Source organism: Allocoleopsis franciscana PCC 7113, assembly GCF_000317515.1.
GTDB classification, from domain to species: Bacteria; Cyanobacteriota; Cyanobacteriia; order Cyanobacteriales; family Coleofasciculaceae; genus Allocoleopsis; species Allocoleopsis franciscana.
Genome location: NC_019741.1, coordinates 1 through 26,433, shown reverse-complemented (window position 1 = coordinate 26,433; position 26,433 = coordinate 1). Strand labels below are relative to the sequence as shown.

Here is a 26,433-nt window from a genome sequence, read left to right as displayed (position 1 = left end):
CTCATAGGTTCTTCTGATCGAAGTTAACCTAAAGGCATAGTCTGGAACATGGTATATTTACTGAACTTTGAAGCTTTGTCCCCAAAAAAAAATAAGAGAGTCACGTTTGGCGGCTCTCTCGATCATCAGGGTGCATCTACTAGCCTTATTATTACGCTCCGGGGTGAGGGGTGTCACCCCCTATTTGTGAATCCTTGATGAAGCCTGACTGGTTTTAAGTTGAGATATTAGGAATCTTTATCAATCTTGACCCCGAAAACCTTTTCTAATACCGATGACATATATCCGTTACGGATATAATATGAGGCATGGCTAAATAGTATGAGGCATGGCTAAAAAGAACACAACCAATACACCCCTTACTCCAGCGGTGTTTCATATCCTTCTGGCACTCTCCACACAGGAGCGTCATGGCTATGAAATCATGAAGCAGGTCGAGAATGATTCACAGGGAAAGGTAAAGATGGGGCCTGGAACGCTCTACGGCTCGATTGGTCGCATGAGCGAGGCGGGATTGATACGTGAGAGTGACAAAAAGATAGACCCAAAAATGGATGACGAGCGGCGGATTTACTACGAAATCACCGGGCTTGGTAAAAAAGCACTCGCGGAGGAATTGGAGCGATACCGCTCCGTCTTGATGGTTGCTCAACAAAAACGGATCTTTCCGAATACTTTTACGTATGACATCTGAACGCTTAATACGACGATACCGTTCCTGGTATGCCAAACTGCTTCGTCTCTACTCTTCGCCTTACTATGAGCGCTTCGGCGAGGAAATGAAGCAAACTTTCACCGATCTTCTCCGAGAGCGTGCACAGGAAGGACGAGGATTATTTAGTTTCGCTGTTTGGATGTTCGTCGAAACATCCGCAGGAATTATGAGGGAGAACATAACATACCTCATAAGGCAAAACAGAAACATTATTTACCTGGCGCTCGGAACAGCATTCATATTGCTGCTGCCCTTGGTGGCGATGCTGTTTACCGATCAAGTAGTCTGGGACCTGACCGACTTCATTGTCGCCGGTGCCCTCATCTTCGGCACGGGTCTGGCCTATGAACTGGTAGCGAATACGGGGGGCACTATGGCATACCGAGTCGCTGTCGGCATTGCACTCGCGGCCGCGCTCCTCCTCGTCTGGATGAACCTTGCCGTTGGTATCATCGGGTCTGAGGACAACCCCGTTAACCTGATGTATTTCGGAGTGCTCGCCATCTTCATCCTCGGTGCCACCATCGCCCGTTTACGGCCACAGGGAATGGCCCGTGCGTTGTTTGCAACAGCACTCGCTCAGGCATTGGTTCCCGTGCTCGCACTGATGATCAACAAGCCCCAGGTGAGAGGAGTAGAAGCATTCATGGGTGTGTTGGGTGTATTGGGTCTGAATGCGTTTTTCGTCATGATGTTTATCGGCTCCGGTTTACTGTTTCGGCGTTCCAGAATCAGGCTATGAAGAAGAGCTGATTCTAGGCAATGCCCTAGTGTTGATAAGGTATTGGTCTAACCTAGCGTCCCCCCCTTACGGACTTCCACAGACATCATAGTTATTGATGGAAGTGAAATTTTTTTACCTCAAGTTATAGGCTGCTTTTTTAATTAGCCTTTACGTCTCCTAATCCCCAGTTGTTTTCATCGTTAAAGCCTAATCCGTTAAGTTCTCTCGTCATCGCTTCTAATAACTCCGCCGCGTACTTATACTTCTCGTGGTTACGTCCTCCTGACTTCTGCCCCCAAGCCAAGAGAATTGTTTTTTCTTTACCTAAATTTTGGCTCAACAAAGCCCTTAACATCAGAAGCTTCCCGTCGCGGTCTAAGCCATCTAAGAGCGGCGGAAGCGTATCGGAAGCTTCCAGATTTTTGGCTTCCGTCACTTGGCGGCAGAAGCCTTCCAGCCTATTATCGTCTGGCTTCCGGGCGTCTTCCGCTTTTGGATGTGTCAGATTCCAGCCTGGAAGGGTGGCTTCCCCGGAAGCCGGGGTGGAAGGGTCAGTTTTTGTTAGCTGGGTTGAAGGAGTTTCCGCAGAAGTACTATCGCTTATATCTCGCTTCCAATCGGTTAGGTCAGGTATCCGCGCTGGATGCTTCCCGACCATGCAACAAGGAATCGATTTATCTTCATAAGTGCGTTGTTGACTTTGCCTATCTAGTTCCCCTAAAACGGCTGTCCAATATTCGTAATCGTCACTATCCTTGCGGCACTGATTCCGCAAGGATTTAGCGTAATCAATGGCAAACTCTCCTAACCGGATATCAGTAAAACATTCCTCTAAATCCGACTCGCCTTCAAACCCCCAAGACGCTACATTTTCACCTTGAGCCAAAGCAATTAATCGTAACATCGATTCCCTGGCAACGGTGATAATATCTTTCATCATGGCCTTGGCAGAGGGAGCGATTTCAAGAGTTTGTTTCGTCTCTGGGTCGCGTTCCTTAATCGCCTTTACATTGGTGTTAATGAGCCGCCATTCGTCTACTACAAAATTGGTAATTTCAAATGTTTCTCCCTGCTCCATCAGGGGATAACGGCGATACATCTCCGCGTGAATCCATTGCAGTTTGGCGCGAATCGTCTCATAGTCAAACCACAACCCATAAACTTTAAGTCCGACCCAGTTCCAGGACTTCTTCTTGGGGGTAATAACAAAGCGTTCACCGCCTAAAGTATCAAGTAACCAATCCACGAACGTGGTCTTACCAATACCCGTACCCCCAATGACACGCAGGTGGGCAAACTTATCAGGTTCAGTACGTAGGCGCGTAAAGTCAAAAAAATTAACAGTGATGTTTTGAGCTGAGACTTGCACCGCTGCCGTTCGGGTTGCCAGAGCCTCCGTCCCCCCCTGCTCGTTTAAGCTAACGGTGGAAGTTACTGGTAATTCCGCTATCGGGGTCTGCTCCAGTTCGACAGCAGGAGTATTCGGTATCACGAAAGAACGTCGGGCTTCACTCACGGCACTTGAAATGTAATGCTTCACCTCATCAAGAGTGATGATGTCTCTGCGTGCATGGAACTGCCCACACAGATGGCGGTACAAATCAAAGCGAACTTTAGGCGGTGCAGAGTTAAGGATAGATGCAATCTCACCAAAACGATAGTTGACAAGTAATGCCTCATCCTTTTCAGCTTCACTCAGGTACTCAATTTGGTCTTCCAGTGGGTGCCTTGGGGTGGCACTCCCTCCTTCCATGATGCTTATAATGTCCCCTAACTTTCCCCGATACATGGGGATAATTCTGATGCTTCCCGTATCCTGAAATTCCTGAAACACGGTGTAAGCGTACCCCAAGGCTCCTATCGTTAAGGGTAGCCAAGCTAAAGGGTTGGAAGACATCACCACCGACGCTCCTATCGTAATAGCTGAAGCCAGTTTTGATGCCTCACAGTCCTTGGCTATTTCTTTACTTTTATCTAAAAGAAATGCACCTCTACGTCTGACCCAGACATCAACATCACCACGTTCAAGTAGTGACAAGGGCGCAAACTCTTTAGGGTCGTAATCGGGGGCAAAATCTATACTATTATCCATCGTTAATCTCCTTAAAAAAACGCCTCACCCGCAGCTAGCAGGAGAGGCGCACCCCTAGAAATCGGCTTTAGTTTTCGCCGTTAGCCCGACGCCATAAAGCGTAGCCAACTTCACCAGCCAAGATGGTGCAGGCGTTGTAAACAACCATGCCCAATAAAATCAATGGTGGCTGCCCTAATGGATTGCGTGAAACAAAAGCTGAACAAATATCCATTATGACAACGAACAAAATGAACAATCCTAAAACTGACCTTTCATTCATGCCAGCACGCTTGTATTCCTTACGTCGAACTTCTACTAGGTCAACCGTAGCTTTGTTTTTTTCTGGCACAGTATGATGCTTGATGGATTCGTAATCACGTCTGGCTTGCCCCAAATTCTTGCCTCGGATGGCGTAAGATTCAATCCACATTACGGCAATGGAGACAACGACAGCCGCCCAAAAATTCACCTTAGTCCAGACCCATAACCAACCAATACCAATCCATGACCCTGGCTCTTCAAAAAAGGGAAACAAAGGCTTGCCACCAAACATCTGAAAAAAAGCATCAGCCGACAGCACTACACCACCAATTAACAGGATGCCGCCTAATACTTTAATGCCGGGTTTGTCCTGACCAATGAAGTTATCAAAGACAGTGGCGATGGCATAAGGAATAACACCAATAACCCTCACGCCCATAGCAATGATTCTGCCGATAATGTCGTAGAAATCGTTGCTTTCTTTGGACTTGGAACTGTTCTCGTTTGAGGCTTCATTACCAGTGGCGGCAGTTGTAGTATCACCTGAAAATTTACTCATTATTACAAACTCCTTGGTAGTATTTGGTGAAGTAGAATTTTCCCTGTAATGTGTAACCGACACATTGGCGGGATTGGTCGAAAATGAAGGTTTTTTTGAACGGGTCGATTAACTTCCAGTTAAGTGACGGTGGCTTATTGTTTAGGGTGTAACCGTCGATAATGAGCTGGTCGAAAGAAGCGATCGCGTTTTGGGAATAAGCCTCTGCCACTTTCTTTGCGGCTTCAGCCTTAGCTTGTTCGAGTTGGGCTTCGGCGTTAAGCCGCTCGCGTTCGGCGGCTGCGGTAAGGGAACTAGGAATCGTAAAGGCGTTGATGGCTACCAGTGCCAAAATTCCCGTGACGCCTGCGTAAAGGCCAGGGGCATAGCGCCCAGACATCTTCATGGGTTGACCTCTGTGAGGTGCCCCCAGTTATGCACCAGGGGCGTTGTCGTTTTGCGCTAATCTTTGGGTTGGGAGCGAAGGTCTTGAGCCGTCATCCACTGCCACGCGCTTTGGACTATGTTGAGTTCCTCGCCTTCAAGTGGTACGGGTAGAATTCCTTCGTTTTGGGCGTCAAGGATGTTTACAGCTTCCTCAGCCAATTTTGGAGGTACGCCTCGCTCGATCAGTTTGGGTAGGTTCGCTTCCGTAAATTCGCTCACGCTACCTCCCATTCGTTGTCATCATTGCAAGAGATAGAGCCTCCGAGAGATTCGTACTCTCGCGCTAAGGTTTGCCAGTGAGGGTCTTGGCGGCACTGGGCTAATGCGATTGAGCAAATGTCTAACGTAGTCCCGCCATCCATAAAGCTAAAAAGTTCGGTCGAAAACTCATTCTCTAAGTACTCGGCTATGGCGGCGATCGCTCGGTGAAGGGTTGATGCGGGGACGTTCATTTTCACTACGCCACCTCCTTGGTATAGCGAATCTGAGCCACAAGCGCCTCGCACAGCCCCAAGAGGCCATCGCGTTGAAGGTTGTCGAGGGATTCTAGCGTATCCACCAATTCATCGTTGACGGGATTGCAGGGCAGTTCTTGGTACGTGTCGAAGAGGCTCCACTCCTCCCCCGTTTCGTCTGTGTCATGGAACGCGAGGTTCGTCGCGATAGACGCTAGGAGAATGAGTTTATCGTGAGGGGTTAAAGCTTCAAAGAAGGAGCCAAACTTGTCCACCAGTTCTTCCAAGGGGGGTTCGTCAGCGTAAAACGGGAGCGGTTTACAACTAGTCGTGAAAGTAGGCATGATGTAAAAATCCTTACGATTTGTTACGGGTCGTTGGGTTGGTGTCAGCGTCGCGGCCTGCAAAACTTTGGCGCTGGCATCTCGATTCAGGAAAGCGATCGCGATCGGTAATAAGTGTTCCGTTACCTGCTTCGTGTTTGAGAAAAGCTCCTACACACGAGGCGTCACTTAAAATCGCTTGGTGCGTTTCCGGAGACACGTCTTTTACTTCCTCCAAGTTGAGGTAGTCCGTCTCGGACTCCACAACTTTTCCATTTACGATTGACTCTGCCTTGAATCTCATCACGTCCCCTTAAGTCCAGCGTCATGGGCGTTAACGAGTCTTAGTGCCACCACATCGCCCGTTGAGGCACATTCTCGACAATTGGCTTCGGACGCGAACGGGAAGTACCAGGGTTGCCGTGGGCACGGGGGCGAATCACTTTGGGCATCGGTACGCCAATTCGTTAGAGATAAGCGTCGATCAGACATTAGACTCCTTCAGGTAAGGGCGTATAAATTCAACGTTGGCGTTAGTCCAGCAGTGGCTAAATTTCATAAACTCTGCCCAATCGGCTAACGTTTCACGAATACCGTCGTTGCGTCGGAGGTACTCCTTTTCGGTTTCGTCCCAGTTACGTCCAGGGGCTTCCGTTACCGCTTCCCAGATGCCTCGCTCGAATTCAGGCGTTGAGCAGGGGAGGTATTGGATTGGGAGTACATCGTCTGTGGTCAAGCATTCGCCTGTTAAACCGTTGAAGGCGATGATGTCAAAGTCAACGTTAGTCATGGTTGTAATACTCCTTCGTTTGCATATTTGCAATGCCTTAATCCCGTTTGGGAGATTGGCTAATGCTATGGAGTTTTCGAGGTTCAGTGGGCGCGAGAGCGTTGCGAGTAAAGCTTGTTCGCAGAGCGCCTCCTAATCTTTCAGTCGCTCATTCACAGCAGCACCCATTGAGCCAAGCGTCCCCAGTGCTAGAGCTGCCGGAACACTTCGACCGAGCACCAATGCCCCGTAACCTGCGATCGCACTGACCAATGCGGCACCAGAAACAATCACACCAATTTGGTTAACGGCTTCCTTAACTTGTTTGGCTGGGTTGAGATTCAGCCTGATTAGTGGACGGTGGCGAACAAAATTAATGTCTGGTGTCATGGTTATGCGCTCAAAAGTGCGTCTAATGCGTTGGTTGCGTCATCGTGTGGCGTGACGTGGCTAACCGCTGATGGTTGTGGCGGCTGGTGATTACGTGCCACCTCTTGTGACTTATGTTGTTGCACTTTGCTGGGATTTGCCACAGGCTGTGGGCTTTCTGGTGCAAGCTGTGGCGCTCTGAGTACAGGCTCTAATCTTGCTAGAGCGGCATAGATTTGAGTTTCAATCAAGAAACCAATCGCATCAGCACTGCTCACATCCCCCAGTTTCTTCATTAACTGCCGAACAAATGGTTGATGATTGGGCTTAATGTCTACCTGGAAGCGCTTCATACTTTCACCACCTGGGCTTGTTTACCTGTGGGGAGTAACCCCCGAACGTTGTCAAACCGAGGTTCAGTGGTCATTGCGAAAAGCGGAATATTCTGAATCTTTTGGGCGATTAGGTGAGAACTTCCGCCTGTGACCAGGAACCGACGAACGCGAGGCAGGAACGGCTTGTACTGGGTTTTGACCTTGCCGAAAATGCCTTTAAACCAAGGGTCTAAGTATTCATCCAGCCAATCCTTCCAAGAGGCGTTAGGGTCTTCACCGTAGTAGTGAGTACCGTTGGCGAACCCATTCATAATCACGCCTGGGTCGGGTTGGTCATTGATGGCATTTCCCAATCGAGAGTCAAAGCTAATATCAGCCGCCAGCGAGTAAGCACCTCCTCGCTCGGATACCGAACTATCAAGAATCTCGCCTTCCTCATCAATCAGCCGACTGAGCCAGGTGCCTCCACCGATGTCAATCACGACGGTCAATCCCTGCTCTGGAATTAACCTGATTGATTTGGCATATCGCCAAGCCGCTAACCCTTCCGGTTCTACACTGACTGATTCAATGTGAGAAGTCGCATTCTGGGAGTTGTGTCCATACTGATGCGTTCCCAATAACTGCTTTAAAATTTCCTTCTCAAACAGTTCCGGACGGGGGTGACTGGTGTGAACGTGAAGCTTGAACTCTGGTGCTAGAGGTTTTACGCAAGCCAGGACGTTGAGCAAAATTTCGTGGGCTTTCTCTGTCTCTGTCGTGTGAACCTGTTTGCGGTAATCGTAAGCCCGGAACCCAAAGTGGTAACGGTCAGAGTTTAACTCCACAACTGGGTTGAGGCTGTTGGCTTTTAGTGCTTGCCTGCCGCGTGGGAGTTTGAATTTCACGCTTCGAATGGCTTTGGGGTCGCCGCTCCCGTTCCAAAATTTCAGGTCATAGTTGCCCGTATCCACGGCAATTACTGCTGTTTCCATCTGTTTTATTCCCTTGTACGAAAGTCTCTTGCACAGGGTTGCGTTGTCCTGCGTCTCGTGGCGTTCTGTTGCCTATGTCTGTTATAGTAAGCAGGAGATTTACCTAGTGTCAAGGTAAATCTCCTAAAAACTTTTTGACTATAAGCAAGGCAATGGTTGACTATGGATATATAAAACAATCAGAAACTTTGGGCCATATGCCTTCCAACAACAAAATACAGGTCTACCTCCCTGGTGAAATCCTGGAAAGGCTCAAAAATATGGCAAAAAAGCAAAACAGGTCAGCCAGTAACTTGGCTGCAACCTTTGTCATTCAATCCATTGAAAAAGAAGAGGGAGATCAGAAAAATTATGATGAAGCGATCGCATTCATCACGGCCTTAGCAGGTGATACCAAGCCAACAGATGCGAATATCATCCTCGCCGCGCACGAACTGAACATTGAGCCAGAATCGCTGTTTAAATTACGCGATCGCCTTTTCAAAGAAGGGAAGCAACCAAATTAGGAGGTGATAAAAGCAAAAAACCCGATAGACTCATCCATCAGGTTTTTGCGTTTAGAATCGATAGAAAGAAAATTAGCCAGTGCACCGATATCTTGGCGGATGAAATGCGCTGGCAACCCACGCCAAAAGGAGGCGCAAGAATATTGTAATCCAGATACTTGCTGGATTTGGTTTTTAGCTTATTTACGTCTATTATAACATTCGTTTTTTTAGCTGAAAACTATCATCACATCGCTTGCAGCCTCCTCCAGTAAAAGATTTGGAGGAATCATGTCTACCGCAATCACAGAATTTTCAGCTCAATCTTTAGCCAATAAAAGCGATCACCCTGAATCTCGCCCACAGAACTCCGTCATCGAGAGCGATCGCAGTAATCAGCTAATCCTTGGATTATCATCAATCCCAGAAAACTGGGCACTTACCCCAGTGAATGGGAACAAACAGCCCTACCGAAAGAACTGGCAAAACGAAAAACCACTTGAGCGCAAGCTGATTACTAGGGAGATTAACTCAGGAAAAGCCAAAGGTTACGGACTACGCACAGGCAAAGTCTCAGGCGGGATAATCGCCATCGATGCGGATGGTCCTGCGGCTCACGACAAAATCAATGACCTATCCGGTGGGGTGCCACTGCCCGAAACAGTCGCCTTCACGTCGAACAAGCCCGGTCGCTGCCAATATCTTTTCTATGTTCCGACTGAATATTGGGACGCGATCGCTACCAAGAAAATCAGCACCGGGATTAAAGGAGACGACGGGAAAGAGCAGAAATTGGAACTGCGGTGGGATGGATGCCAAAGCGTACTCCCCCCATCAGTACATCCAGAAACTGGCTTCTATCGCTGGCGGAAATCTCCGGATGAAGTTGTGATCGCACCAGCACCAAAGTGGGTTATCGAGCAGATGTTGAAAGAAAGCGAGGAAGCCTTTTCACCCTCACTCGAGCGCCAACCCGATACTCAGGAACACTGGACTGACATCCAGTGGGCGCTCTCCTACCTCAATGCCCTATCCCCCAGCCGCGCCGACGATTACGATAATTGGTTGGTGGTTGGTATGGCATTACACAGCCTGAATGATGATTCGCTCCTCTTGGAATGGGACGACTGGAGCAAATTATCACCCAAGTACAAGGTTGGTCAGTGCCAGAAAAAATGGAAAACATTCAAACGGTCTGGGGTAGCAATTGGAACGCTGGCACACATGGCAAAGCAAGACGGATGGCGAACGCCTTTTGATAAGCCCACGGGCAAAAGCTTCAGCGGTGGCATTGGCAGTGGCGGTGGAAATCGCCGGGGTAATGGTGTTGCTGGTGGCAGCGGCAGTGATGGTGGTGACGGTGATGGGGGCGAGCCTACTGGCAAAGTTGTACGTCTCCCCAGTCTTGAGGCATTGACTCTTGAGCAGGTCACAGAAAAAATTGACGAACTGATAACCCTTGGTGCAACCGGCTCTTATTTAACGGGGCAGCTTAACGCTCTTGCCGCAGCCAGCCAGTTCTTCGTCGGCGAACTCAGGAAACTTTACTACGAGCGGTTGGGTGAAGTTGAGTTGGAGAGCGAGCGCGACACAAACTGCTCGGAAGTTGATAATCTGCTGAAGATAACCGACCAAACGTTAAATTTAGCCGATTATCTTCCAGAAGCTTTGGCTAACCCCCTAACTGACTGGTGTAACTGGCTCTCTATCCGTCCAGCCGTCGCGCTAACTACGCTCTTAGCAGGAATGTCCAGTCTTCACAAGGTTGGGACAGAGTTAGTCATTCACCGGAATAAAAATTTTGAGGTGCCCCCAATATTGTATGCCGCACTCGTGGCCGAATCTGGACAACTGAAGTCCCCCGTGTTTTCCAATATCATTCGCCAGCCCCTGAACCAACTGCGGCGTGAGAAAGTGGAAGTCTATCAAGCTGCGATGGAAGATTATGAGGCAGCTATGCAGGCATGGGAGCAATCAGAGGAGAAGGGGAAGAAACCCAAAAAGCCTGCCGACCCAACGCTCTATTTCTTTACCAATGCCACGGGTGAAGCCATCCCAGTTCAAGCGAGTAAGGTGCCTGATAAGGCGTTACTGGCATTGATTGATGAACTGGCAGGACTCTTCAAAAGTGAAAATGCCCATCGTGGCGGCAGGGGTAGCGATAAACAGGATTTACTCAGTTACTTTGACGGTACTGGTCAAACGGTCTTACGGGCATCGGGCGTAAAGGTAGATGTTGAGCGAATCTACCTCTCCATCTTCGGTACCATCCAACCAGATGTTCTCAAAGGTCACATGAGCGACTGCTCAGACCCAGATGGACAGTGGGCAAGGTTCCTATTTGTCAACCAGCCTTTGTCTTTTGCGCCGCTGGGGGATGATGACGGTCAAGCCGTGTCTATCCGCTCACGCATTGCCGATTTTTACCGCCTGGTCGAACGCATTCCAGAAATGGAGTACCGATTGTCACGGGCGGCATTTAAGCGTTATGAGCCGATGCACGACCATCTGGAACGCCTGCGGGTGACTCACCCCAAACCAGGCATGAGGGCGGTGTACTCGAAGATGAAAGGAATCATCGGGCGGCTAGCGCTCAATCTCCATGTTCTGTGGGAACTGGACGCGGGTAAAGCTTGCCCATCAGAAGAGATACCGCTTTACATCATGGAAATGGCGATCGCCTTAGCCAAGTTCTACATCGGTCAAGTCAAATTGATTCACGCCGACTCTGACGACGAAAGTCTACCCCGCCACATCACCAAGCTCATCGAATTATCAAAGCGACTTGAAGCGAACGGGAAAGACGGCTGGATTAAAGCACAGCAGTATCGCGAACAGTTCCAACCCAAAAAACGACCATCAGCACAACAGGCACGAGATTGGATGAAGGAAGCTGTGATACAAGGGCACGGGCGTACTCGTGGGACTGGAAATCGCTTGGAGTTTCATTGGCATAGTGATAACACTTTCGGCAATGATCCACCACCACCACCGGACAACTTAGGGATGTTAGGGATGGTTAGGGATGACTTAGGGATGATACATCCCGAAGTTGAAACCATTGATAATAAAGGGATTGAGGACAACTTAGGGATGTTAGGGATGGGTATCCCTAACTTATCTGGGAAAGAAGCTTCTAGTTTAAATACTGGTGAAGAAGGGTCAGAACCTTCTTTAGAGGGGGGGTATATTCCCGAACCATCCCTAATTTCTCCTCAAGAAAGCTGTGATGTAGAACCAGTAGGCGATACAAAGTTAGGGAACAACTTAGGGATGCCCATCCCTAACCATCCCGAAGTTCCCGAAGTGTGTGACAGTTCCGTTCAGACTGGCACACATCAGCAGCAAGAGCGGAATCAGTTGAGCGAGCGCACAGACAAGGAGTTGCACAGACTGGGGTGGTCGGTCGCTCAAATTCGTGATTATTTGGTCGCGAACTATAAAAAGAAATCGCGCAAGTACATGAGCGATGCCGAGCTGCAAGACTTCCTTTCTTACCTTGAAGCGCAATCAAGCCCGGAAGTAACTCTTGCTACCCCCGAACCTAATCGGCGGGCGCAAGAGCCGAGTATTGAGGAATCGGAAAATCTTCCGCAGTTCCGGAGTGGCGATCGGGTACAGTTCACTAATCCTGGTGGCCTGCCGTCCCTAAAACACCTTGAAGGAATTGAGTTGGAAGTTGTCCATATTAATGCTCTTGTAGCGGAATGTCGGTTACCAAATGGGATTCACGACACTTTTGCTCCTCATACTTTGAGGAGGAGCGCTAATTCCTCCACTTGAAACTCCGGCTCCATTCCTCTGCTAGCACTTTGGCTTCTGGGGTACTGTATCGAGCAGGCTCGATACAGAGTGCGGGGAACTGGTGGGAGAAGAGGAGGTCTTTGCGATCGCGAAAATCTGGTTTGAGCTGGCGGTGCCACGGCGCACTTGAGTGCGTCAGCTCAACTGTGGTGGTTTTTGATTGGCTTCTAGCTGAGCGATTCTGACACCGTAAGATTCCACCGTCTTCTCCAGGCGATCGATGCGATAGAGATGCTCTCCCTCCAGCCGCTCATTGACCATATTCCATATGTCCAGCCTCGTCATGTTCGCGATGGGCTGAGCCAAGTACTCCTTGTGCGTCCGGGGATAGCTGACTCTCTCAGTCTCGCCCTCGTCCTTGCTCTTAGCCTGGGCCTGGATGAGCACCGCCAGGGCGAGGGCGTTGGCATGGAATTCGATAAGGTCAGAGCTGGACATGGAGTGGAGTTGAGTTCGGTGTACCTACTGCAAAAATGCATCTTAATAAATTACGGTTATAATAGTTACCGTAACTAGGTTTCAGCCTTTATTTTTGTCCTTTTTTTTATAAGTAAAAAACTTGCCCAAATTTTATTTTTATAAGTGATGGTTAGCTAAGTGTTTACCCTGAAAAGGCTTAAGGGTTTATATCAACACTTATAAGCGCCGACCCGTTTTCACTGTTTTTGGCGGGTACGTTCGTGCTTTGTTGGTGCTTTCATGATAAAAGATTCAAAAGAAAGCACCTATGCCCCCTTCCCCTCCCCCCTGTCCAAATGAAACTTGCGACAGCTATGGTAAGCCCGACTATGTTGTTAGGAACGGCTCTTACCGGAAAACAAAACAGGACAAACAAAAAACGCAGAGATACCTTTGCAAATTCTGTTGCAAAACTTTTGTGCCTGAGCCATTACCGATACGCCGTTCGTATCGCCCACAAGGGAAGGGAAAGAAGGGCAATGCTGCTTACGAGGAAAAAAAAGAGAACCGAACTTTCACCCTGACCAATGAAGCTTACGCAGGCTTGGAGCAATTGGCGCTTCGCCGGGGACTTAGCCGATCTGAACTGGTGGAGCGCATTGGCCGAGAACTGATTCGCTTGGAGGACGGCTAGAGCAGCGGCACAAACCGCAGGGGCTGACCCCTGCCCCCCCTGCCCTCCCAAGTCCAGGCGATGCCATCCGGGTCGCGATCGCGACTCCACTGAGCAAAGCTTTCCTCTCCATGAAGCCGATGCTTCTGGATTGCCTTGTCTGAGATACCCAATCTTTTTGCCAACGCCGATTGGGTGAGTGGAGCTATAGGCTGTGGCGGGGATTCTGCTATCGTATTGCTATCAGTAGCGATATTGAATTGGTTCCCTACTTCTGCTGTCGTTCCGTTCTCAGTGCTGATATCACTGCGGTCTTGAGATTCTGCTATCGCACTACTATCAGTAGCGATGTCAGCGGTCGCGGGGGGGGCTGCTGTCAAATCGATATCAAATCCGATATCATCAAGGGCTTCTAGTTCGGATAAGCGACTGGTGGTGTAGCCGATATCTCCCATTCCTTCCAAATCTGACATTCTCACATTCAGGTCTTGGAGGGTGAGCGCGATTGCCTCAATATCTGATTCGACATGCACTAGTCGTTCAGTCAGGTCTGATATTGATAGCATGAGGGATGCGATATCAATGGCCGCCTCCTCGCTCTCTCTCTCTGATTCCAGTCGCTCCAGGCGGAAGGTGAGTGTTGATATCAGATTTGTAACGCTATCGATGTCGATTTCAGTTTCGCTGTCAATAGCAGCTACAAGGCGCTCTATCCCCTCCAAAACTGCCTTGGTACGTCCAGCCCTATGGAGCCGGGATAGTTCCCTTACGGATTCAACCAAAGGCGTGGGTACGCGAATCATCTGGCTCGGAGGTTCGTCAGGCATGGTAGCTGATATCGATAGCCTATCAAGGTTGATATCAGCATTATACTAACCTTCACCCCAAGTGCTAAAACATTCCGGTTTAAGAACGAAAACCTGAATTTTTTCTGGAAACGAGAACTTTTCTACGACGAACCATAAACTGATTCATCCGTCCCAGTTTGAAAATTGTCCACTCGTTTGTTGGGAAGCCGACTTCCTTCTACTCTCCCCATAAAAATCGTTCAAATCCAGGCACAGTAGGCGGTTGATAGCATCCGACACGACCGCACCAACCCCATCAGACGATAGCCTGACACCAACCATATTGGAGAGCCTGCACATGCAGAGCACAAAGCCTTTTAGAAGCGCTTTAGAGTCGAATTGTAGACGAAAGAGCACAGGGGCGAACCCAACACCACTCTGAGCTTCGTCACAGTCATAACTAGAGTCGAACGGGGCCTTTACCATGAACACCACCACCAACTCATATCATCAATCTTCTTCCTCCACCCACACCACTCAGGACAATATCACCCTAATCGACACAACCGCCTTAACTGAGCTACTCCAAGAAGAACTGACACTTCAACTTGGTTCCTTACCCAGCAATGCTCTAACCGTCATCAACCGCATCGTGGCAGAAGTCGCACGGATTTGTACCAAGAGTGACCGGATTCTACAGAGTGGTGAAGTCCGTTCCTCACAGTTAAGCTTGGCACGTCATCGCCTCTCTAAGTGTGTTGAGTACTATAATCTCGGTTCCAAGCAAGGTCGTGTGGAACTCCACAGTAACCTGAGCGTGATGATATATCGCCAAATAGCACCCGCTCAAGCCCAGTTAAGCTTTGCCGCCAGACGCAATTTAATCGAAGACTTCCTGCAAGACTTTTACGCCGATTCCCTCAGAGCCTTTAGACGGGAAAATCAGGTCGCTGACAACTACACCCCTCGTACCCGAATCGAACTCGCCGAATACATGGCTTTTACTGAACAATACGCCAAACGACGGGTGATGACCGGCTATGGTGCCATGCAATTACTCGTACTCAGAGCCAAAAGCTTTGCCAAACGCCAACCCACCGATACCGTCATGGACATTGAACAGGTAACCGAGTTTGCCAAAGGCGAAGAAGCACAGATACAAAGTCGCTCACCCATGATGCAGCAGGTGAGAGAGCGTCTAGTGGCTGAAACCAAAGACCCTCATGATGCCGTTCTGCGCGAGCGCGTTGTGGGTGAGCTAGTACAATACCTGGAGGGTCAGGGTCACAAAGACTGCGCCGATTACTTAATTTTAAAACTGCAAGACTTTGCCCCCCCCGAAATCGACGAAATCATGGGTTTAACACCCCGCCAACGGGACTATCTGCAACAGCGCTTTAAGTACCATGTGGAAAAATTCGCTCACACGTCTCACTGGCAACTGGTACATCAATGGTTAGGTGCAGACGTTGACCAGAAGTTGGGACTCTCATCCAAGCAGTGGGACGCCTTTGTCGGACAACTTGACCCCACCCAACAGCAATTGTTGGAACTCAAACGGGCGAAAAAAAGTGATTTTGAGATTGTCAAAGCTCTGAAAATTACACCGAAACAGATACAAAAGCGCTGGACTCAGTTGTTAGATATGGCAAGTCTGGTTCGCAACAATGCAGTAGAAAGTTCCAATAACAGCATTAACCACTCAATGGCGGCATAAGGAACTGATAAAATTGTCCTCCAGCACATCCATCTCTACTGGTTCTAAAACTTTCGGCTGCATTTGACGTAAATCATCCAATACTGCCTCAACATCAGTAAACCGGAAATATTCCGTCAAACTCCCAATTCGATAATTGAAGTCTTTATACCGATGCTTGAAGTACAGCTCTACATTTCCTCGATGCTTCCAAACATCTAAAACTTGAATGTCCACCCGCTTATAGTGAGCGGCTAAATCTCTGTGCACTTCCATCACTCGTTCTTCAATCGGTCGCTTCGTCACCCCGATTTTATGCAAGAGTTTCCGACCCACTTTGATTTCCAGAAAGTAGAGGTTATTCAAGAGAATTCGTTTCAAGAGAGCGCGGTAAATTCTCAAATCGGCAACTTTTTCTGACAAATATTGAGAATTTATCAGTTGAGCGCGTTGTGCAGCTTGCTCTAATTTAGCTAACTTTTCCAATAACGAGGGTTCTTGCACTTCGTTGAATAGCCTTAAGGGAAGCGCTCCTACAGGAATTTTACCTAACGGAGTAAATTCATAGAATCCACCCTCATTCCAAGCTAACAACTTCGAGAGAATTAATTTGAAAGAAGGCTTGACAAAAATGCCTTCATTTCTCACCCCATAGTTGAGCCAAAACACCTTCAGTTCTTCCAACTCTTTCCCGGACAACTGAATATTGAAGTTATCGTAGAGCGGTAAAGCGGGAAAATCTCGATAAGCCACACGATTGGCAACGGGTTTACAAGTTGTGTCGGTATGAGCAAAATGATGCTCCTTAACCCGACCCTTTTTGGCGGTTAAGCCGCCGCCGCAATACAGACAGGTAAGAGATGTTTTGCCACTGGGGATATCTTCAATACAAACCAAGGCGTTATCAGAACTAACGCCGAACTTCAGCCACATTCAATTTTTTCCTAAATACTTCGGGTTGCAGCCTCTTCCTCTAGAGACTTTTTCCAGCACCCTCTTCTAGGGTAGCTAATGTCACAAAAATTGGTGGTAAAAAGAACCTACTGAGCATCACTCCACATCCTTGCTTTGTCGGTTCCCTACTGAGATGATATTGCTGACTTTATGACTTGTTGACAAGTTAACCAGTCAACAAGCTGACGCCAAAAACCTATGATTGTAGCGCTCGCCAATCAAAAGGGGGGAGTAGCAAAAACCACGTCTACCATCTGCCTGGGCGGGTTATTGCTAGAGAGCAGTTCCTGCCTAGTCGTTGACTTAGACCCCCAAGCGAATCTCACCATTGGACTCGGTGTGGAAGTCCAGTCGGGTCAACTGACAACCTATGACGTGATTACTGAGCAAGCGGAGGTTCTGGAGGCAGTTATCCCTACCAAATCCGGACTCAGCTTGCTACCCTCTGACATTTCCTTAGCCAAAGGGGAAACCGAGCTTCTAACTAAAGTTGGTAACTTTCTCATCCTCAAAGAACGACTAGAGCCAGCTAAAGCTCAGTTCCAACACATTCTGATTGACTGCCCACCCAGCTTAGGACTGCTGACGGTCAACGCTTTATCGGCGGCGGATGCCATTTTAATTCCAGTCCAGTGCCAGTTTTTTGCCCTCAAAGGACTAGCCTCCCTGCTGGAAACCATCCAAAGTATTCAGCGACGGATCAACCCTAGTTTGAGGATTCTGGGAATTCTGCCGACGATGGCAGAGATGAACACCATCATGACTCAGGATGTCTTAGCCTCGTTGCAAAAACGATTTCAGGATATCCCAGTCTTTGACCCCGTGCCAAAGTCAGTCAAGTTTGCTGAATCGAATCTGGCAGGGGAACCCATCCACCACTATGCGTCGGAAAAAAAATTGGTGGCCCCCTATAAAGCGATCGCTACATTTATAACAGGAGAACTTCGACGTGGCAAAAAGACGCGCTCGGTTAAACGAGGAGAATGACCCGTTGTCTTCCACCGATAAAGTCTTGGCAGGGTTTGAGCAGTTGAGCCAGTCAGCCAGTCAACCTGATGACAAGTCAACAAGTCAGGAAGTTAACAAGACAGCAACCCAACCCGATGACAAGCTAACAAGTCAACAAGTCAACAAGTCAGCAAGTCAACCCGATGACAAGCTAACAAGTCAACAAGTCAACAAGTCAGCAAGTCAACCCGATGACAAGCTAACAAGTCAACAAGTCAACAAGTCAGCAAGTCAACCCGATGACAAGCTAACAAGTCAACAAGTCAACAAGTCAGCCATCCGTAAGGCTACTTTCCAACTAAGTGTTGCTGTCTTGCAGCAGTTAGACAAGTTTCATTTGCAGCTACAGCTAGAACTGGGTAAGGGCAGCGCTCCTTATAAAGAGGTAATTGTAGAAGAAGCCATCACCCGACTTCTGGAGCAAGCACAGGAAAATCCAGAAGAGCTAATCGCTGTGTTGCGCCTTCGACAGGAGAAGAGGAAATGAAATTAGCTTGCCCTGTCCATAGCTAACAACCCACCTGCCATTAATTTAAGTACTCAAGATACACAAACGCTCTTCAAATCTGGTTATAGTCGAATGGCGGGCTGTCCGCTGCAACGATTTGTTCGGCGGACTTTGCCGGTTTGCGCTGACGGAAGATGTTTAGCGGAATCTCCTGATGATCCTGCGGCGCACCCCAGAATTGCTCCAGTGTCGGGCCATCGCTCACCCGACGATCGCGAAAGAAGAAATTCCACCACTCGTGGAACAAGACGCGCCGCCCCATACGGGTGAACCAGCGCATACCGTGTCGGGCAGCGCGATCTGGCTGGAGAAACGATCTCCATAGCGCTTTGGGTCGAGCCTGCATCACAAGTTCGATGAACTTCACCCATAGGAAAATGCGCCAGGGTGGCATGTGCATCGTTTCTAACACCTGGTGTTTGTAGTCCCATTTGCGCTGGTCAAGCTGGATGACGCGCCGCGATGCCGCAATGCGATAGTACCCGGTCCAACGGTGTGGTGTGACATACAACGACATAATTTGGTCTGAGTCATACCAGAGTAGCTGCCGCAGAGAGTGGACAAAGTCTCGATCTGTAATCTCCTCGAAGTCGGTTACCCAAGTTGCTAGCGACAGGATGCCATGCTGTCGCATCAGGCGGATGGCTTCGCGATCAGTTGTCGTCGCACTCCCCTTGCGGATTTTCTTAAGTGTGGCTTCGTCGGTGTTCTCCATACCCAGCAGAAACCGCTCGATGCCAGCCTTGCGGTACAGGTGCAAGATATCTGCATCGCGGACAATATCGTCGGCGCGGGTCGAGCCGATAATGGTCACGTTGATATTTTCGGCAATGATTGCCTCGCACAGTTCACGCCAGATAGCCTTGTTCACTGTCGGATTTTCGTCAGCTAAGTTGATTAATTCCACGCCGTGTGTGCGATGGAGCCAAGCAATCTCCTTAGCAAACTTCTGTGGGTCGCGATGCCGCCAACGAGCCCAGAAACCACGCTGTCCGCAGTAGTTGCACAGGTGCGGACATCCGCGTGAGAACTGCATAACGACAGCCCGCTTACCGCCGTAGTAGCTATACCGTTTCGGATCAATCAGCTCCCAACCAACGCGGTAGGCATTGAGGTCTTCGATCATACGAGCTGGCGGCGTTTCCACGATCTGACCATCACGGCGGAAAGCGATGCCCTCTACACTGGCAAGGTCATCACCGCACTCAATGGCGGCTATGAGTTTGGATACGGTAGCCTCGCCTTCGCCGCGAACGATCACGTCGAGCTGCGGTTCATGGGCGAGTATGTCGCGGAAATGATAGGTCGGGAAGACGCCGCCATAGATGATCGTGAGGTTCGGTAACTCAGCACGGAAGCGGCGAGTCAGTTCGACAACGGTTGGGTGCGCCGATGTCGAGCCGGAGTGACCGATGAGAAGCACCTGTGGGCAGTGCATGACGACTCGCCGGACGATCTCAGTGTGCGAAAGCGGACCGAGTTCGGCGTCCAGCAGTGTAACATCATGTCCAGCATCCAACAGTGGCCCGCCTACACACAGAAGTCCCAGGGGTGGTAGTTGCTCGCGCGGAATGCGGCTGCCTATTGCCGTGTGTGGCGGGTTGACAATGAGAATATTCATAACGCTGTGTAGTGTGAGATAGATCGAACAATTACTACGCGCTGCCAAGCGACCAAGAGAAGCGGCAGCGGGTAACATTGCTCATCTGCTTGCAACTTCTTCTATCTAGGAAGATGGAGAACTTATGCAGTTATATACCAATCCAGTATGTCAGCAGGCGATCCAGCGCAGCAGTCCTATTGCATCCAGATTAGCTCTTCCCAACCCAGTTTTTCAAGCAATTAGAACATATAGAACTTTAAGGGTTTGAAACTCTTTAGCATCCAAAATACTGCTGAGTACAGCAATAATCCTAGAAATAATCCAGAAATACAACCAATTACTGCTCTCACAAACGCCTCTTTGAAGGTTTCACCTGCAATATGATGTATGTCTACAGCGACCCAAGTAAAGACCAAAGCACATAGGGCAATGCAGATGATTGTTAAACCTCTCCAGCGAGGGGTTAATGTTTCAATACGGTTACAAGGCAATTCTTGATTAAGCCTTCTTGATAGCCATAAAAATAGAGCGCCAAGTCCAATAACTCCACTTCCATATTGAAGTAGTTTATAAATTGGCACAGAACCAAGCTGGGCTTGAAGCAGCTTTGAATGAGCGACAAACCAGCCCCCCTCATGAGTAAAAGCATCCCAAACAATATGGCTCGCCGCTCCCATCACAACTGACACTACAACATTAAAAAGATGCTTTACTTGTAAAGGGAAATAGCTCCTTAGGGTTGGAAATCGTTGGGCTAATTGCCGGGGAAGAAGAGCCAAGAATGGGCGCATCAAAACATAACGAGTAATTAACAAGAGCACAATCGAACAAGGAAGCCCTTGAATTAATACTCCTAGAAGAGTATGCCCAATTGTTCTAGTGGGTTGCAAAGTCAAGAAGTATTCAATGTCGGGAATTATCGACCCGACTAAGAGACTTGGCAAATCTAGTCTTCTTTTCGAGCACAGCCAAATCGGAGCCGCTGCTATGGGATGTGCGAACGTAAAAGGCATATTTGATCGGGTGCAACCTAACTCTTGAAGGTGATTCCAGTTGAAGAGAGCTTACTCTTTATAGCTTGTTGGATTTTGATAAAAATTCGCCTAAATCTTCATGGCGGCTTCTAGGTAGAGCGTACTGTGTTCAACCCAACCTATGTCTCAATGCCAGTACCTTATGCAGTACGCTGGACAACCCTATGTTTTTACTCCAACGGAGTAACCCACATTCCCGGCGCTCCAGGGAGTTCAACCAGGGTAAGCGATCGCAAGTATTACCCCCCGTGTGTCATCACTCCTCCAGAGCCGTTGGCTGGCGCAATTACAGAAAATCTCCAGAGCTTTGGCTAGGTCTAATATGCAGATATTTGCTAGTTGTCTCCAAGCTGACGTGACCTAATGTGGCTTGCACCAGAGCGATCGGAGCATGGTTTTCCAATGCATGAGTAGCGTGGGCGTGTCTCAACCAATGAGGGGAAACCTTCTCAGCCTGCGGTAACTCAGCACGCATGGCAGCACGCTTAACGATGCGGTGAATGTGCGCCGGGGCTAACGCACGACCGCTGGCACTGGCAAAGACAGGAGCAGAAGCCGGAGCCTTCCCTCTAAATTCCTGAAGCAACTGCGCCAAAACCGGAGGCAGCGTTATTTGTCGAGTTTTCCCGCCCTTACCATAAACCGTCAATTGGTACGTCCCCAAGTCCGTTCTTGGTATAAAATGCTTCCATCTCAAATTACACAACTCAGAAACTCTCACTCCAGTTTTGTAGAGAGTCGTGAGAATCAGGAAGTTGCGCTGGTCCAGTTCGTTGTCGAGCAGTGCAGCTACCTCATCCTTCGAGAGAATTCGCTCCACGAGGGTTTGTTGTGGAATCGGTAATTTGAATTGTTTCGGAATCGGCGATCGCTTAATCGGCGGATTGTCGAGTTCCACTATGTAGTTAAAAAAGGCTTTGAGGTGATTGAGGTGCTTGACCCTTGTGGTATCAGCAACATCCAACCTATTCAACCAGTTCCTCACATGAGAAGTCTGAATCTGCTCAATCGACAAAGGAACAGCCGCCAAAAACTTCTCAATCGTGTTGTGATAACTCTGGTACGTTGTCCCATGATAGTTGGCTAACCATTGCTCCACAAACCTTCGCATCGCCAGTTAAAAGTAGCAACCTACTATTACATAGTGTAAAAGCTAGAAGCCCCTCAAATGCGTGGAAAATCCAGAAAATCGCCGTTTTTTCTCCCATTATTGAGAATCACCCCAACTTGTTGCGAATGCAAAGAGCAATCAGAACAATGGCTGGAGCGCTTGCTATAATTCCAAAATCAAAAAGGCTGAAAATCCGTGCTGGTGATTCGCTGCTTTTGCTCTAGGGCAAATGGGCGCTCAATCTGCCACTGCCGTACCTGCTGAAAGTGTCTACTTAAGAGAGAAGAGTGTAAATGTCCGAACTCCGACAGCCTGGACTATCCGACGCAGTCAAAGGGGGTCAGTCCCCGCCTTTAACAAGTGCGGTCTTAGGAGGACTTATTGGAGTTAAGCAACGTCTAGCCAGCAGCACTGATGAGGTAAGAATCGCTGCCATTACAGAGGCACTGTCTTACGGTCGAGAAGGCTTAGAGCTTGTTGTGCAGATTGTGAAGACTGAAACGGGTCCTGTACAACGGGCTGCTTATGACAAGCTTTATCAAAAAGCTTCTGAGAGTGCAAGAATTAAGCTGCTCAAATATGCCCCAGGTAAAGCGATACATCAAACCCTCACTCAACACTTGAGCCAACTTCTCGACGAGAATTTCCGCAAGGACTTAACTAGAGGTAAGTACAGCGGATGGGCTGTGTCGATCACAGCAGAACAAATACCGCCAATGCTGTGTGCCATAGGTTCCTACGGTCGCCCTGGCTTGGATGCTCAAGAGCGCCTAAATGCACAACAGGTTGCAGCTCTTTCCTTTTTAGAGAATTACGGCTGGCTGGCAGACCTCCCGAATGAGTTGGATAGGAACATATCGGCAAGCCCGTTCACGTATTCTACTCCTGGTTTTGAGGAGAATACTCGCTGGGCTGAGCAATTAAGCCAGAGCGATCTGTTCGGAGTGATTTGGCATGTTGGTAATTTTTATTATCGCGGGTACCCACGGGAAGACAACCTTAATAATCTGCATGAACGTACCAAGGAGAGCCTTGAGTGTCTGATGCAAGTTGCTCAAGGAAAACAAACATATTATCAGCTTGCTGGTGTACGGTATCCCTTGCGTGAGCCAAGAATCTAGGAACACTCTTCGTTCCTAATCGATGAGCCTATTGCTAACAATTCAGCCCATACCTGCTCGTATTCCCTGTTTTGGTATCGCTTCAGAAATGTTGTCATGGTGAATAGGCGTTGTGTAAGTCAAGATGAAAGAAAGCTGTTTATTTATCAGGGATAGCACCACCAAGCCTAAAAGATGCTGGAGTTCAACCAAGTTAATCGCCCTACCTCGCTTGTTTCACTCACTGCCCCAGAAATCGAACAATACCTAGCTAGTGGGCTGTTTCGCGGGATTGGAAAAAAGACTGCCGCGCTACTGGTTGCTCACTTTGGTGCAGACACTCTTAACGTCTTGGAACACTCCCCAGAAGAACTGTTTCAAGTCCCTCGACTCCAGAAGTACCGTATCGCTGCCATCACAGAGGCGATTAGGGACAGTTCAACTAACCCAGTGCGAGGTGCGATCGCTTGGTTGTTAGGACTCTCTACTCCCTTGGGGCTAACCCTAAAACTCTGCGAGCACTACGGACACCAAACTGAAACGATACTTAAGAGCAACCCTTATCGCATCATTGATGAAGTTGAGGGAATTGGGTTCAAAACTGCCGATGCCTTAGCGCTAGCGATCGGCATTTCTCCTCATAGCGAACAGCGCTACAATCATGGGATTCTCCAAGTTTTTAAAGATGCTTTGAGTGAAGGACATTGTTTTGTCCCTTTTCCTCAATTACTGATGCGAGCGCTCTCACTGCTCTCTGGTTGCAACCATACCCCCGACCCTAAGGAGGTGCAAGCGGTCATTCAATCCTGCCTGATGAACCAAACCCTGGTTGAAGGGAACGAGGATGGCAGCATCTACCTCAAGAGAGTCTACCGCGCTGAACTGAACGTCGCTTTATTCGTTAAAGCGTTCAAAGCTCAACAACAGCAGTCTACCTTTGAACTCGAATACTGGTTGCACAAGTTGGATCAAGTTGCTTACCAGGAATTCAATCGCCTTTCAACAGAACAGCGAGAGGCTCTTTATAGGGCTTGGGCGCACCCCTTGAGTATTCTCACAGGTGGCCCCGGACGAGGTAAAACCCATATCCTTAAATACTTGGTGCAGTGGCTTTGTGACAACGGAGTAAATTTAGCCCTCGCCGCGCCAACGGGTAAAGCCGCCGCCCGCATGAAAGAGGCTACTGGATACGAAGCGCAAACGATTCATCGCCTGTTGCAGTGGCAGGGACACGGTCAGTCCTTCCTCTACAACCAGAACAATCCTTTGCCGATTGACTGGTTGATTGTGGATGAATTTAGCATGGTTGACTTGTTCCTCTTTCACTCCCTGCTGAAAGCGTTAAAACCAACCACCAGACTATTACTCGTCGGCGATTTTAACCAGCTTCCCAGTGTGGGAGCCGGGATGGTACTGCGGGACTTGATACTATCGGAATTTATACCCACGACTCAATTGCAGACTATCTATCGGCAGCAGCACGATAGCCCGATTGTCTATGCCGCCGAAGAGGTGCTTTCTGGGAAAGTGCCAATGCTGCATCAGTTTAAGGAGCATAAAGCTTGGATGGATGTGGCCGACTGTGCCATGCTGTGCCGTTCTAATCCTTCATCTGTCGCGGATGCCATTGTTGATTTGGCGCTCCAGATGAAAGCGGATTCGGTCGATTTGAACCAACAGCTCATGGTCTTAGCGCCGCAAAAAAAGGGGCCGGCTGGAGTCAAAGCCCTTAATGCTCGCTTGCAGCCCATCTTTAATCCAAAAAAAGATGGACAGCCAGAAGTGGTAACCGGAGAGGTGGTGTACCGAGTTGGCGATCGCGTGATTCAGCTCGTGAATAGATATGATACGACACCGGCTGTGATGAATGGAGAGAGTGGTTGGGTCGTCTTGGTGGATGCTTCATCAAAACGGGTGATGGTGGAATTTGAAGGGGGTGCGATTGTTGACTACTTTCCTGGTAACTTCGAGCAAATCATGCACGCCTACTGTCTGACTTGCCATAAGTCCCAAGGTAGTGAATTTCAATATGTGATTATGCCCTTAGTGCTATCCAACCGCAGGATGCTGACTCGTCAGTTACTTTACACCACGATGACACGGGCATCTAGGACGTTTATTGCGGTGGGACAACCCGAAGCTCTTTCTATGGCGGTGGCAACAGATAAACCGGCTCGCCGTTATACGCAGTTGAGCCAGTTCCTGCTTGCACCCGAAGAAGATTTGACGGGTGCAATGAGGAGTCTGGGCGCAGGCAGTGGGGTGAACCAAGGGAAACAAGGGTCTTTTGTTACCATTGCCAGCCGATTACGCGAGCGACAACTCTATGCAACGAAAGGGCAGATGACTTCTATCGGTAGCTTGGCGCTGCGGCTCTATGAGGATCAGTTTGGACATCGCCCGTCGAAACAACTGGAAGTGATGGAAGGAATGCGATTTAAAACTTACCACTACACAGTTGAGGCGGTGGACTTAATTGACCGGGCGATTGATGCGGTTTTGAAGTCCTGAAGACGGCGACGGGAGCTGAAGAAGGGAAATAATTCGTCGAGCGGAATCGTCAGGGGATAGGGCAAGCGCTAAAAGAGAGCGAGGAGCGCATCTTTTCCTTCTCGCAAGCGCCAAACTACATGCATGAGTGTAGTAACAAATTTGTTACTACATTTTAGCAGGGAGAATCTGAACTCATAAATTTTTATTCTTCCTGACTCTTGTATAACAGGGGTGAATAGTGGAGAGGTAGATGCACCCTGATAATTGCCCTTTGCTTCACGGCGAGGGTTTTTTGTTTTGAAAGCGATCGCGCTTTGCAGATGCGCTAAACTTTGTTTTGCATCGTTATTGCTTGTCCTTGTCCTCTGTATCCTCTTCGTCTTTGTGAAGCAGGTCAGCGGCTTTCCCTCCCATCAGCCCGACCACCGCCCCAATACCTGTTTGCCAAGTGGTTTGGCAGGTTTCAAACACCCGCTCTTGTTGCGGTGTTAGCTGGGGTTGTGAGGCAATACCTACCGCTGTTATTCCTGAGACAAGGGTGAATCCCACTACTGTCCCGAACACTAGCTTGAACGTGGATGTAATCTTTACCATTGTTACTACTCCGTGATAGCGAGGGTAGAGTTTTTGCCTGTTGGCACTGGGTCGGGCACTGCCCTCGCTTGTACTTCCCGACTACATCCACTTTCCCAACTAGGCTTTTGACTATTCGCTGAAACATAGGCTTATGTAGGCTGATGTAGCCTTACATAACTCTCATGCGTTGGTTAGACTAGCTTGTCAAGTACTTGTG

Annotated in this window: 28 protein-coding genes; 10 read left to right on the top strand and 18 right to left on the bottom strand. The window is 48.8% G+C overall.

Translation table 11 applies throughout. The features are described 5' to 3' along the window. Positions 1–328: 328 nt before the first annotated feature. Both MIC7113_RS32430 and MIC7113_RS38425 read left to right on the top strand, forming a co-directional pair. Positions 329–694: a PadR family transcriptional regulator gene (locus tag MIC7113_RS32430; protein ID WP_015186308.1), complete on the top strand. Its 366-nt coding sequence runs from the start codon at positions 329–331 to the stop codon at positions 692–694. Continuing rightward, a complete protein-coding gene (locus MIC7113_RS38425) occupies positions 684–1,457 on the top strand; it encodes a hypothetical protein (RefSeq protein ID WP_015186307.1) in 774 nt (257 codons plus the stop codon). Before MIC7113_RS32430 ends, MIC7113_RS38425 begins: the two co-directional genes overlap by 11 nt. 139 nt (positions 1,458–1,596) lie before the next feature. Here the strand turns inward: MIC7113_RS38425 and MIC7113_RS32420 are convergent, their stop codons facing one another. From MIC7113_RS32420 to MIC7113_RS32370, 11 genes are all read right to left on the bottom strand, one after another. Next, positions 1,597–3,531 carry a hypothetical protein gene (locus MIC7113_RS32420; protein ID WP_015186306.1) on the bottom strand — a complete coding sequence of 645 codons (1,935 nt, stop codon included), beginning with the start codon at positions 3,529–3,531 and terminating at the stop codon, positions 1,597–1,599. Positions 3,532–3,598: 67 nt separating this feature from the next. Next, positions 3,599–4,333: a hypothetical protein gene (locus tag MIC7113_RS32415; RefSeq protein ID WP_015186305.1), complete on the bottom strand. Its 735-nt coding sequence runs from the start codon at positions 4,331–4,333 to the stop codon at positions 3,599–3,601. After that, positions 4,326–4,718: a hypothetical protein gene (locus MIC7113_RS32410; protein ID WP_015186304.1), complete on the bottom strand. Its 393-nt coding sequence runs from the start codon at positions 4,716–4,718 to the stop codon at positions 4,326–4,328. Before MIC7113_RS32410 ends, MIC7113_RS32415 begins: the two co-directional genes overlap by 8 nt. Positions 4,719–4,774: 56 nt before the next feature. Further along, complete coding sequence (locus MIC7113_RS32405) at positions 4,775–4,978, bottom strand: hypothetical protein (protein WP_155898316.1); 204 nt, start codon at positions 4,976–4,978, stop codon at positions 4,775–4,777. After that, positions 4,975–5,211 (bottom strand): hypothetical protein, encoded by a 237-nt coding sequence (locus tag MIC7113_RS32400; RefSeq protein WP_081594753.1) that lies wholly within the window; start codon positions 5,209–5,211, stop codon positions 4,975–4,977. Before MIC7113_RS32400 ends, MIC7113_RS32405 begins: the two co-directional genes overlap by 4 nt. Before the next feature lie 5 nt (positions 5,212–5,216). Further along, entirely contained in the window at positions 5,217–5,558 is a 342-nt protein-coding gene (locus MIC7113_RS32395) for a hypothetical protein (protein ID WP_015186301.1), read from the bottom strand. A 13-nt stretch (positions 5,559–5,571) separates the two neighbouring features. Next, complete coding sequence (locus tag MIC7113_RS32390) at positions 5,572–5,841, bottom strand: hypothetical protein (protein WP_015186300.1); 270 nt, start codon at positions 5,839–5,841, stop codon at positions 5,572–5,574. 180 nt (positions 5,842–6,021) lie between these two features. After that, on the bottom strand, positions 6,022–6,327 hold the full coding sequence (locus MIC7113_RS32385) for a hypothetical protein (RefSeq protein WP_015186298.1): 306 nt from the start codon (positions 6,325–6,327) through the stop codon (positions 6,022–6,024). 132 nt (positions 6,328–6,459) lie between these two features. After that, positions 6,460–6,696: a hypothetical protein gene (locus tag MIC7113_RS32380; RefSeq protein WP_015186297.1), complete on the bottom strand. Its 237-nt coding sequence runs from the start codon at positions 6,694–6,696 to the stop codon at positions 6,460–6,462. 2 nt (positions 6,697–6,698) lie between these two features. Next, the gene (locus tag MIC7113_RS32375) at positions 6,699–7,028 is read right to left on the bottom strand and encodes a hypothetical protein (protein WP_015186296.1); all 330 of its coding nucleotides are present in this window, start codon (positions 7,026–7,028) and stop codon (positions 6,699–6,701) included. Continuing rightward, positions 7,025–7,984, bottom strand: a complete 960-nt coding sequence (locus MIC7113_RS32370; RefSeq protein WP_015186295.1) for a ParM/StbA family protein — start codon at positions 7,982–7,984, stop codon at positions 7,025–7,027. Before MIC7113_RS32370 ends, MIC7113_RS32375 begins: the two co-directional genes overlap by 4 nt. Positions 7,985–8,136: 152 nt before the next feature. Here MIC7113_RS32370 and MIC7113_RS32365 point away from each other — a divergent pair, with 152 nt between their 5' ends. Further along, a complete protein-coding gene (locus MIC7113_RS32365; RefSeq protein WP_015186294.1) occupies positions 8,137–8,490 on the top strand; it encodes a ribbon-helix-helix domain-containing protein in 354 nt (117 codons plus the stop codon). Positions 8,491–8,760: 270 nt separating this feature from the next. After that, a complete protein-coding gene (locus MIC7113_RS34130; RefSeq protein WP_015186293.1) occupies positions 8,761–12,252 on the top strand; it encodes a DUF3987 domain-containing protein in 3,492 nt (1,163 codons plus the stop codon). Positions 12,253–12,408: 156 nt separating this feature from the next. Here the strand turns inward: MIC7113_RS34130 and MIC7113_RS32350 are convergent, their stop codons facing one another. After that, positions 12,409–12,711, bottom strand: coding sequence for a hypothetical protein (locus tag MIC7113_RS32350; RefSeq protein WP_015186292.1), 303 nt, complete (start codon positions 12,709–12,711; stop codon positions 12,409–12,411). 289 nt (positions 12,712–13,000) lie between these two features. Here MIC7113_RS32350 and MIC7113_RS32345 point away from each other — a divergent pair, with 289 nt between their 5' ends. Then, positions 13,001–13,366 carry a ribbon-helix-helix domain-containing protein gene (locus tag MIC7113_RS32345; protein ID WP_015186291.1) on the top strand — a complete coding sequence of 122 codons (366 nt, stop codon included), beginning with the start codon at positions 13,001–13,003 and terminating at the stop codon, positions 13,364–13,366. On the opposite strand, the gene MIC7113_RS34125 is transcribed toward MIC7113_RS32345, so the two are convergent. Beyond that, complete coding sequence (locus MIC7113_RS34125; RefSeq protein ID WP_015186290.1) at positions 13,363–14,172, bottom strand: hypothetical protein; 810 nt, start codon at positions 14,170–14,172, stop codon at positions 13,363–13,365. The genes MIC7113_RS32345 and MIC7113_RS34125 overlap by 4 nt on opposite strands. Before the next feature lie 445 nt (positions 14,173–14,617). Here MIC7113_RS34125 and MIC7113_RS32330 point away from each other — a divergent pair, with 445 nt between their 5' ends. After that, complete coding sequence (locus MIC7113_RS32330) at positions 14,618–15,850, top strand: hypothetical protein (RefSeq protein WP_015186289.1); 1,233 nt, start codon at positions 14,618–14,620, stop codon at positions 15,848–15,850. Here MIC7113_RS32330 and MIC7113_RS32325 read toward each other — a convergent pair. Next, positions 15,836–16,762 (bottom strand): GIY-YIG nuclease family protein, encoded by a 927-nt coding sequence (locus tag MIC7113_RS32325; RefSeq protein ID WP_015186288.1) that lies wholly within the window; start codon positions 16,760–16,762, stop codon positions 15,836–15,838. The genes MIC7113_RS32330 and MIC7113_RS32325 overlap by 15 nt on opposite strands. Positions 16,763–16,981: 219 nt before the next feature. Between MIC7113_RS32325 and MIC7113_RS32320 the strand changes: the two genes are divergently transcribed. Together MIC7113_RS32320 and MIC7113_RS37855 are read left to right on the top strand one after the other, a co-directional pair. Then, the gene (locus MIC7113_RS32320) at positions 16,982–17,770 is read left to right on the top strand and encodes a ParA family protein (RefSeq protein WP_015186287.1); all 789 of its coding nucleotides are present in this window, start codon (positions 16,982–16,984) and stop codon (positions 17,768–17,770) included. Continuing rightward, positions 17,733–18,278 (top strand): hypothetical protein, encoded by a 546-nt coding sequence (locus tag MIC7113_RS37855; protein ID WP_015186286.1) that lies wholly within the window; start codon positions 17,733–17,735, stop codon positions 18,276–18,278. The genes MIC7113_RS32320 and MIC7113_RS37855 overlap by 38 nt, the downstream gene beginning before the upstream one ends. 73 nt (positions 18,279–18,351) lie before the next feature. On the opposite strand, the gene bchE is transcribed toward MIC7113_RS37855, so the two are convergent. From bchE to MIC7113_RS32300, 3 genes are all read right to left on the bottom strand, one after another. Further along, on the bottom strand, positions 18,352–19,920 hold the full coding sequence (bchE, locus tag MIC7113_RS32310) for a magnesium-protoporphyrin IX monomethyl ester anaerobic oxidative cyclase (RefSeq protein WP_041781590.1): 1,569 nt from the start codon (positions 19,918–19,920) through the stop codon (positions 18,352–18,354). Positions 19,921–20,141: 221 nt separating this feature from the next. Beyond that, a complete protein-coding gene (locus MIC7113_RS32305) occupies positions 20,142–20,915 on the bottom strand; it encodes a DUF4184 family protein (RefSeq protein WP_015186284.1) in 774 nt (257 codons plus the stop codon). Between the two features lie 307 nt (positions 20,916–21,222). Beyond that, the gene (locus MIC7113_RS32300) at positions 21,223–22,047 is read right to left on the bottom strand and encodes a tyrosine-type recombinase/integrase (protein ID WP_015186283.1); all 825 of its coding nucleotides are present in this window, start codon (positions 22,045–22,047) and stop codon (positions 21,223–21,225) included. 293 nt (positions 22,048–22,340) lie between these two features. Between MIC7113_RS32300 and MIC7113_RS34120 the strand changes: the two genes are divergently transcribed. Beyond that, positions 22,341–23,168, top strand: a complete 828-nt coding sequence (locus MIC7113_RS34120; RefSeq protein ID WP_015186282.1) for a hypothetical protein — start codon at positions 22,341–22,343, stop codon at positions 23,166–23,168. Positions 23,169–23,342: 174 nt separating this feature from the next. Next, entirely contained in the window at positions 23,343–25,658 is a 2,316-nt protein-coding gene (gene recD2, locus MIC7113_RS32290; RefSeq protein WP_015186281.1) for an SF1B family DNA helicase RecD2, read from the top strand. A 327-nt stretch (positions 25,659–25,985) separates the two neighbouring features. Here recD2 and MIC7113_RS32285 read toward each other — a convergent pair whose 3' ends face one another. Beyond that, positions 25,986–26,234 carry a hypothetical protein gene (locus MIC7113_RS32285; RefSeq protein ID WP_015186280.1) on the bottom strand — a complete coding sequence of 83 codons (249 nt, stop codon included), beginning with the start codon at positions 26,232–26,234 and terminating at the stop codon, positions 25,986–25,988. Between the last annotated feature and the right edge of the window lie 199 nt (positions 26,235–26,433).

Excerpts from the sequence above, each read along its gene's own strand:
- MIC7113_RS34130 (WP_015186293.1), top strand. The coding sequence starts at position 8,761 with ATGTCTACCGCAATCACAGAATTTTCAGCTCAATCTTTAGCCAATAAA.
- MIC7113_RS32395 (WP_015186301.1), bottom strand. The coding sequence starts at position 5,558 with ATGCCTACTTTCACGACTAGTTGTAAACCGCTCCCGTTTTACGCTGAC.
- recD2 (WP_015186281.1), top strand. The coding sequence starts at position 23,343 with ATGCTGGAGTTCAACCAAGTTAATCGCCCTACCTCGCTTGTTTCACTC.
- MIC7113_RS32320 (WP_015186287.1), top strand. The coding sequence starts at position 16,982 with ATGATTGTAGCGCTCGCCAATCAAAAGGGGGGAGTAGCAAAAACCACG.
- bchE (WP_041781590.1), bottom strand. The coding sequence starts at position 19,920 with ATGAATATTCTCATTGTCAACCCGCCACACACGGCAATAGGCAGCCGC.
- MIC7113_RS32390 (WP_015186300.1), bottom strand. The coding sequence starts at position 5,841 with ATGAGATTCAAGGCAGAGTCAATCGTAAATGGAAAAGTTGTGGAGTCC.
- MIC7113_RS32300 (WP_015186283.1), bottom strand. The coding sequence starts at position 22,047 with ATGCGAAGGTTTGTGGAGCAATGGTTAGCCAACTATCATGGGACAACG.
- MIC7113_RS38425 (WP_015186307.1), top strand. The coding sequence starts at position 684 with ATGACATCTGAACGCTTAATACGACGATACCGTTCCTGGTATGCCAAA.
- MIC7113_RS32330 (WP_015186289.1), top strand. The coding sequence starts at position 14,618 with ATGAACACCACCACCAACTCATATCATCAATCTTCTTCCTCCACCCAC.
- MIC7113_RS32345 (WP_015186291.1), top strand. The coding sequence starts at position 13,001 with ATGCCCCCTTCCCCTCCCCCCTGTCCAAATGAAACTTGCGACAGCTAT.
- MIC7113_RS32325 (WP_015186288.1), bottom strand. The coding sequence starts at position 16,762 with ATGTGGCTGAAGTTCGGCGTTAGTTCTGATAACGCCTTGGTTTGTATT.
- MIC7113_RS32350 (WP_015186292.1), bottom strand. The coding sequence starts at position 12,711 with ATGTCCAGCTCTGACCTTATCGAATTCCATGCCAACGCCCTCGCCCTG.
- MIC7113_RS32365 (WP_015186294.1), top strand. The coding sequence starts at position 8,137 with ATGGTTGACTATGGATATATAAAACAATCAGAAACTTTGGGCCATATG.
- MIC7113_RS34125 (WP_015186290.1), bottom strand. The coding sequence starts at position 14,172 with ATGCCTGACGAACCTCCGAGCCAGATGATTCGCGTACCCACGCCTTTG.
- MIC7113_RS32410 (WP_015186304.1), bottom strand. The coding sequence starts at position 4,718 with ATGAAGATGTCTGGGCGCTATGCCCCTGGCCTTTACGCAGGCGTCACG.
- MIC7113_RS32415 (WP_015186305.1), bottom strand. The coding sequence starts at position 4,333 with ATGAGTAAATTTTCAGGTGATACTACAACTGCCGCCACTGGTAATGAA.
- MIC7113_RS32420 (WP_015186306.1), bottom strand. The coding sequence starts at position 3,531 with ATGGATAATAGTATAGATTTTGCCCCCGATTACGACCCTAAAGAGTTT.
- MIC7113_RS32400 (WP_081594753.1), bottom strand. The coding sequence starts at position 5,211 with ATGAACGTCCCCGCATCAACCCTTCACCGAGCGATCGCCGCCATAGCC.
- MIC7113_RS32430 (WP_015186308.1), top strand. The coding sequence starts at position 329 with ATGGCTAAAAAGAACACAACCAATACACCCCTTACTCCAGCGGTGTTT.
- MIC7113_RS32285 (WP_015186280.1), bottom strand. The coding sequence starts at position 26,234 with ATGGTAAAGATTACATCCACGTTCAAGCTAGTGTTCGGGACAGTAGTG.
- MIC7113_RS32385 (WP_015186298.1), bottom strand. The coding sequence starts at position 6,327 with ATGACTAACGTTGACTTTGACATCATCGCCTTCAACGGTTTAACAGGC.
- MIC7113_RS32370 (WP_015186295.1), bottom strand. The coding sequence starts at position 7,984 with ATGGAAACAGCAGTAATTGCCGTGGATACGGGCAACTATGACCTGAAA.
- MIC7113_RS32375 (WP_015186296.1), bottom strand. The coding sequence starts at position 7,028 with ATGAAGCGCTTCCAGGTAGACATTAAGCCCAATCATCAACCATTTGTT.
- MIC7113_RS32380 (WP_015186297.1), bottom strand. The coding sequence starts at position 6,696 with ATGACACCAGACATTAATTTTGTTCGCCACCGTCCACTAATCAGGCTG.
- MIC7113_RS32305 (WP_015186284.1), bottom strand. The coding sequence starts at position 20,915 with ATGCCTTTTACGTTCGCACATCCCATAGCAGCGGCTCCGATTTGGCTG.
- MIC7113_RS34120 (WP_015186282.1), top strand. The coding sequence starts at position 22,341 with ATGTCCGAACTCCGACAGCCTGGACTATCCGACGCAGTCAAAGGGGGT.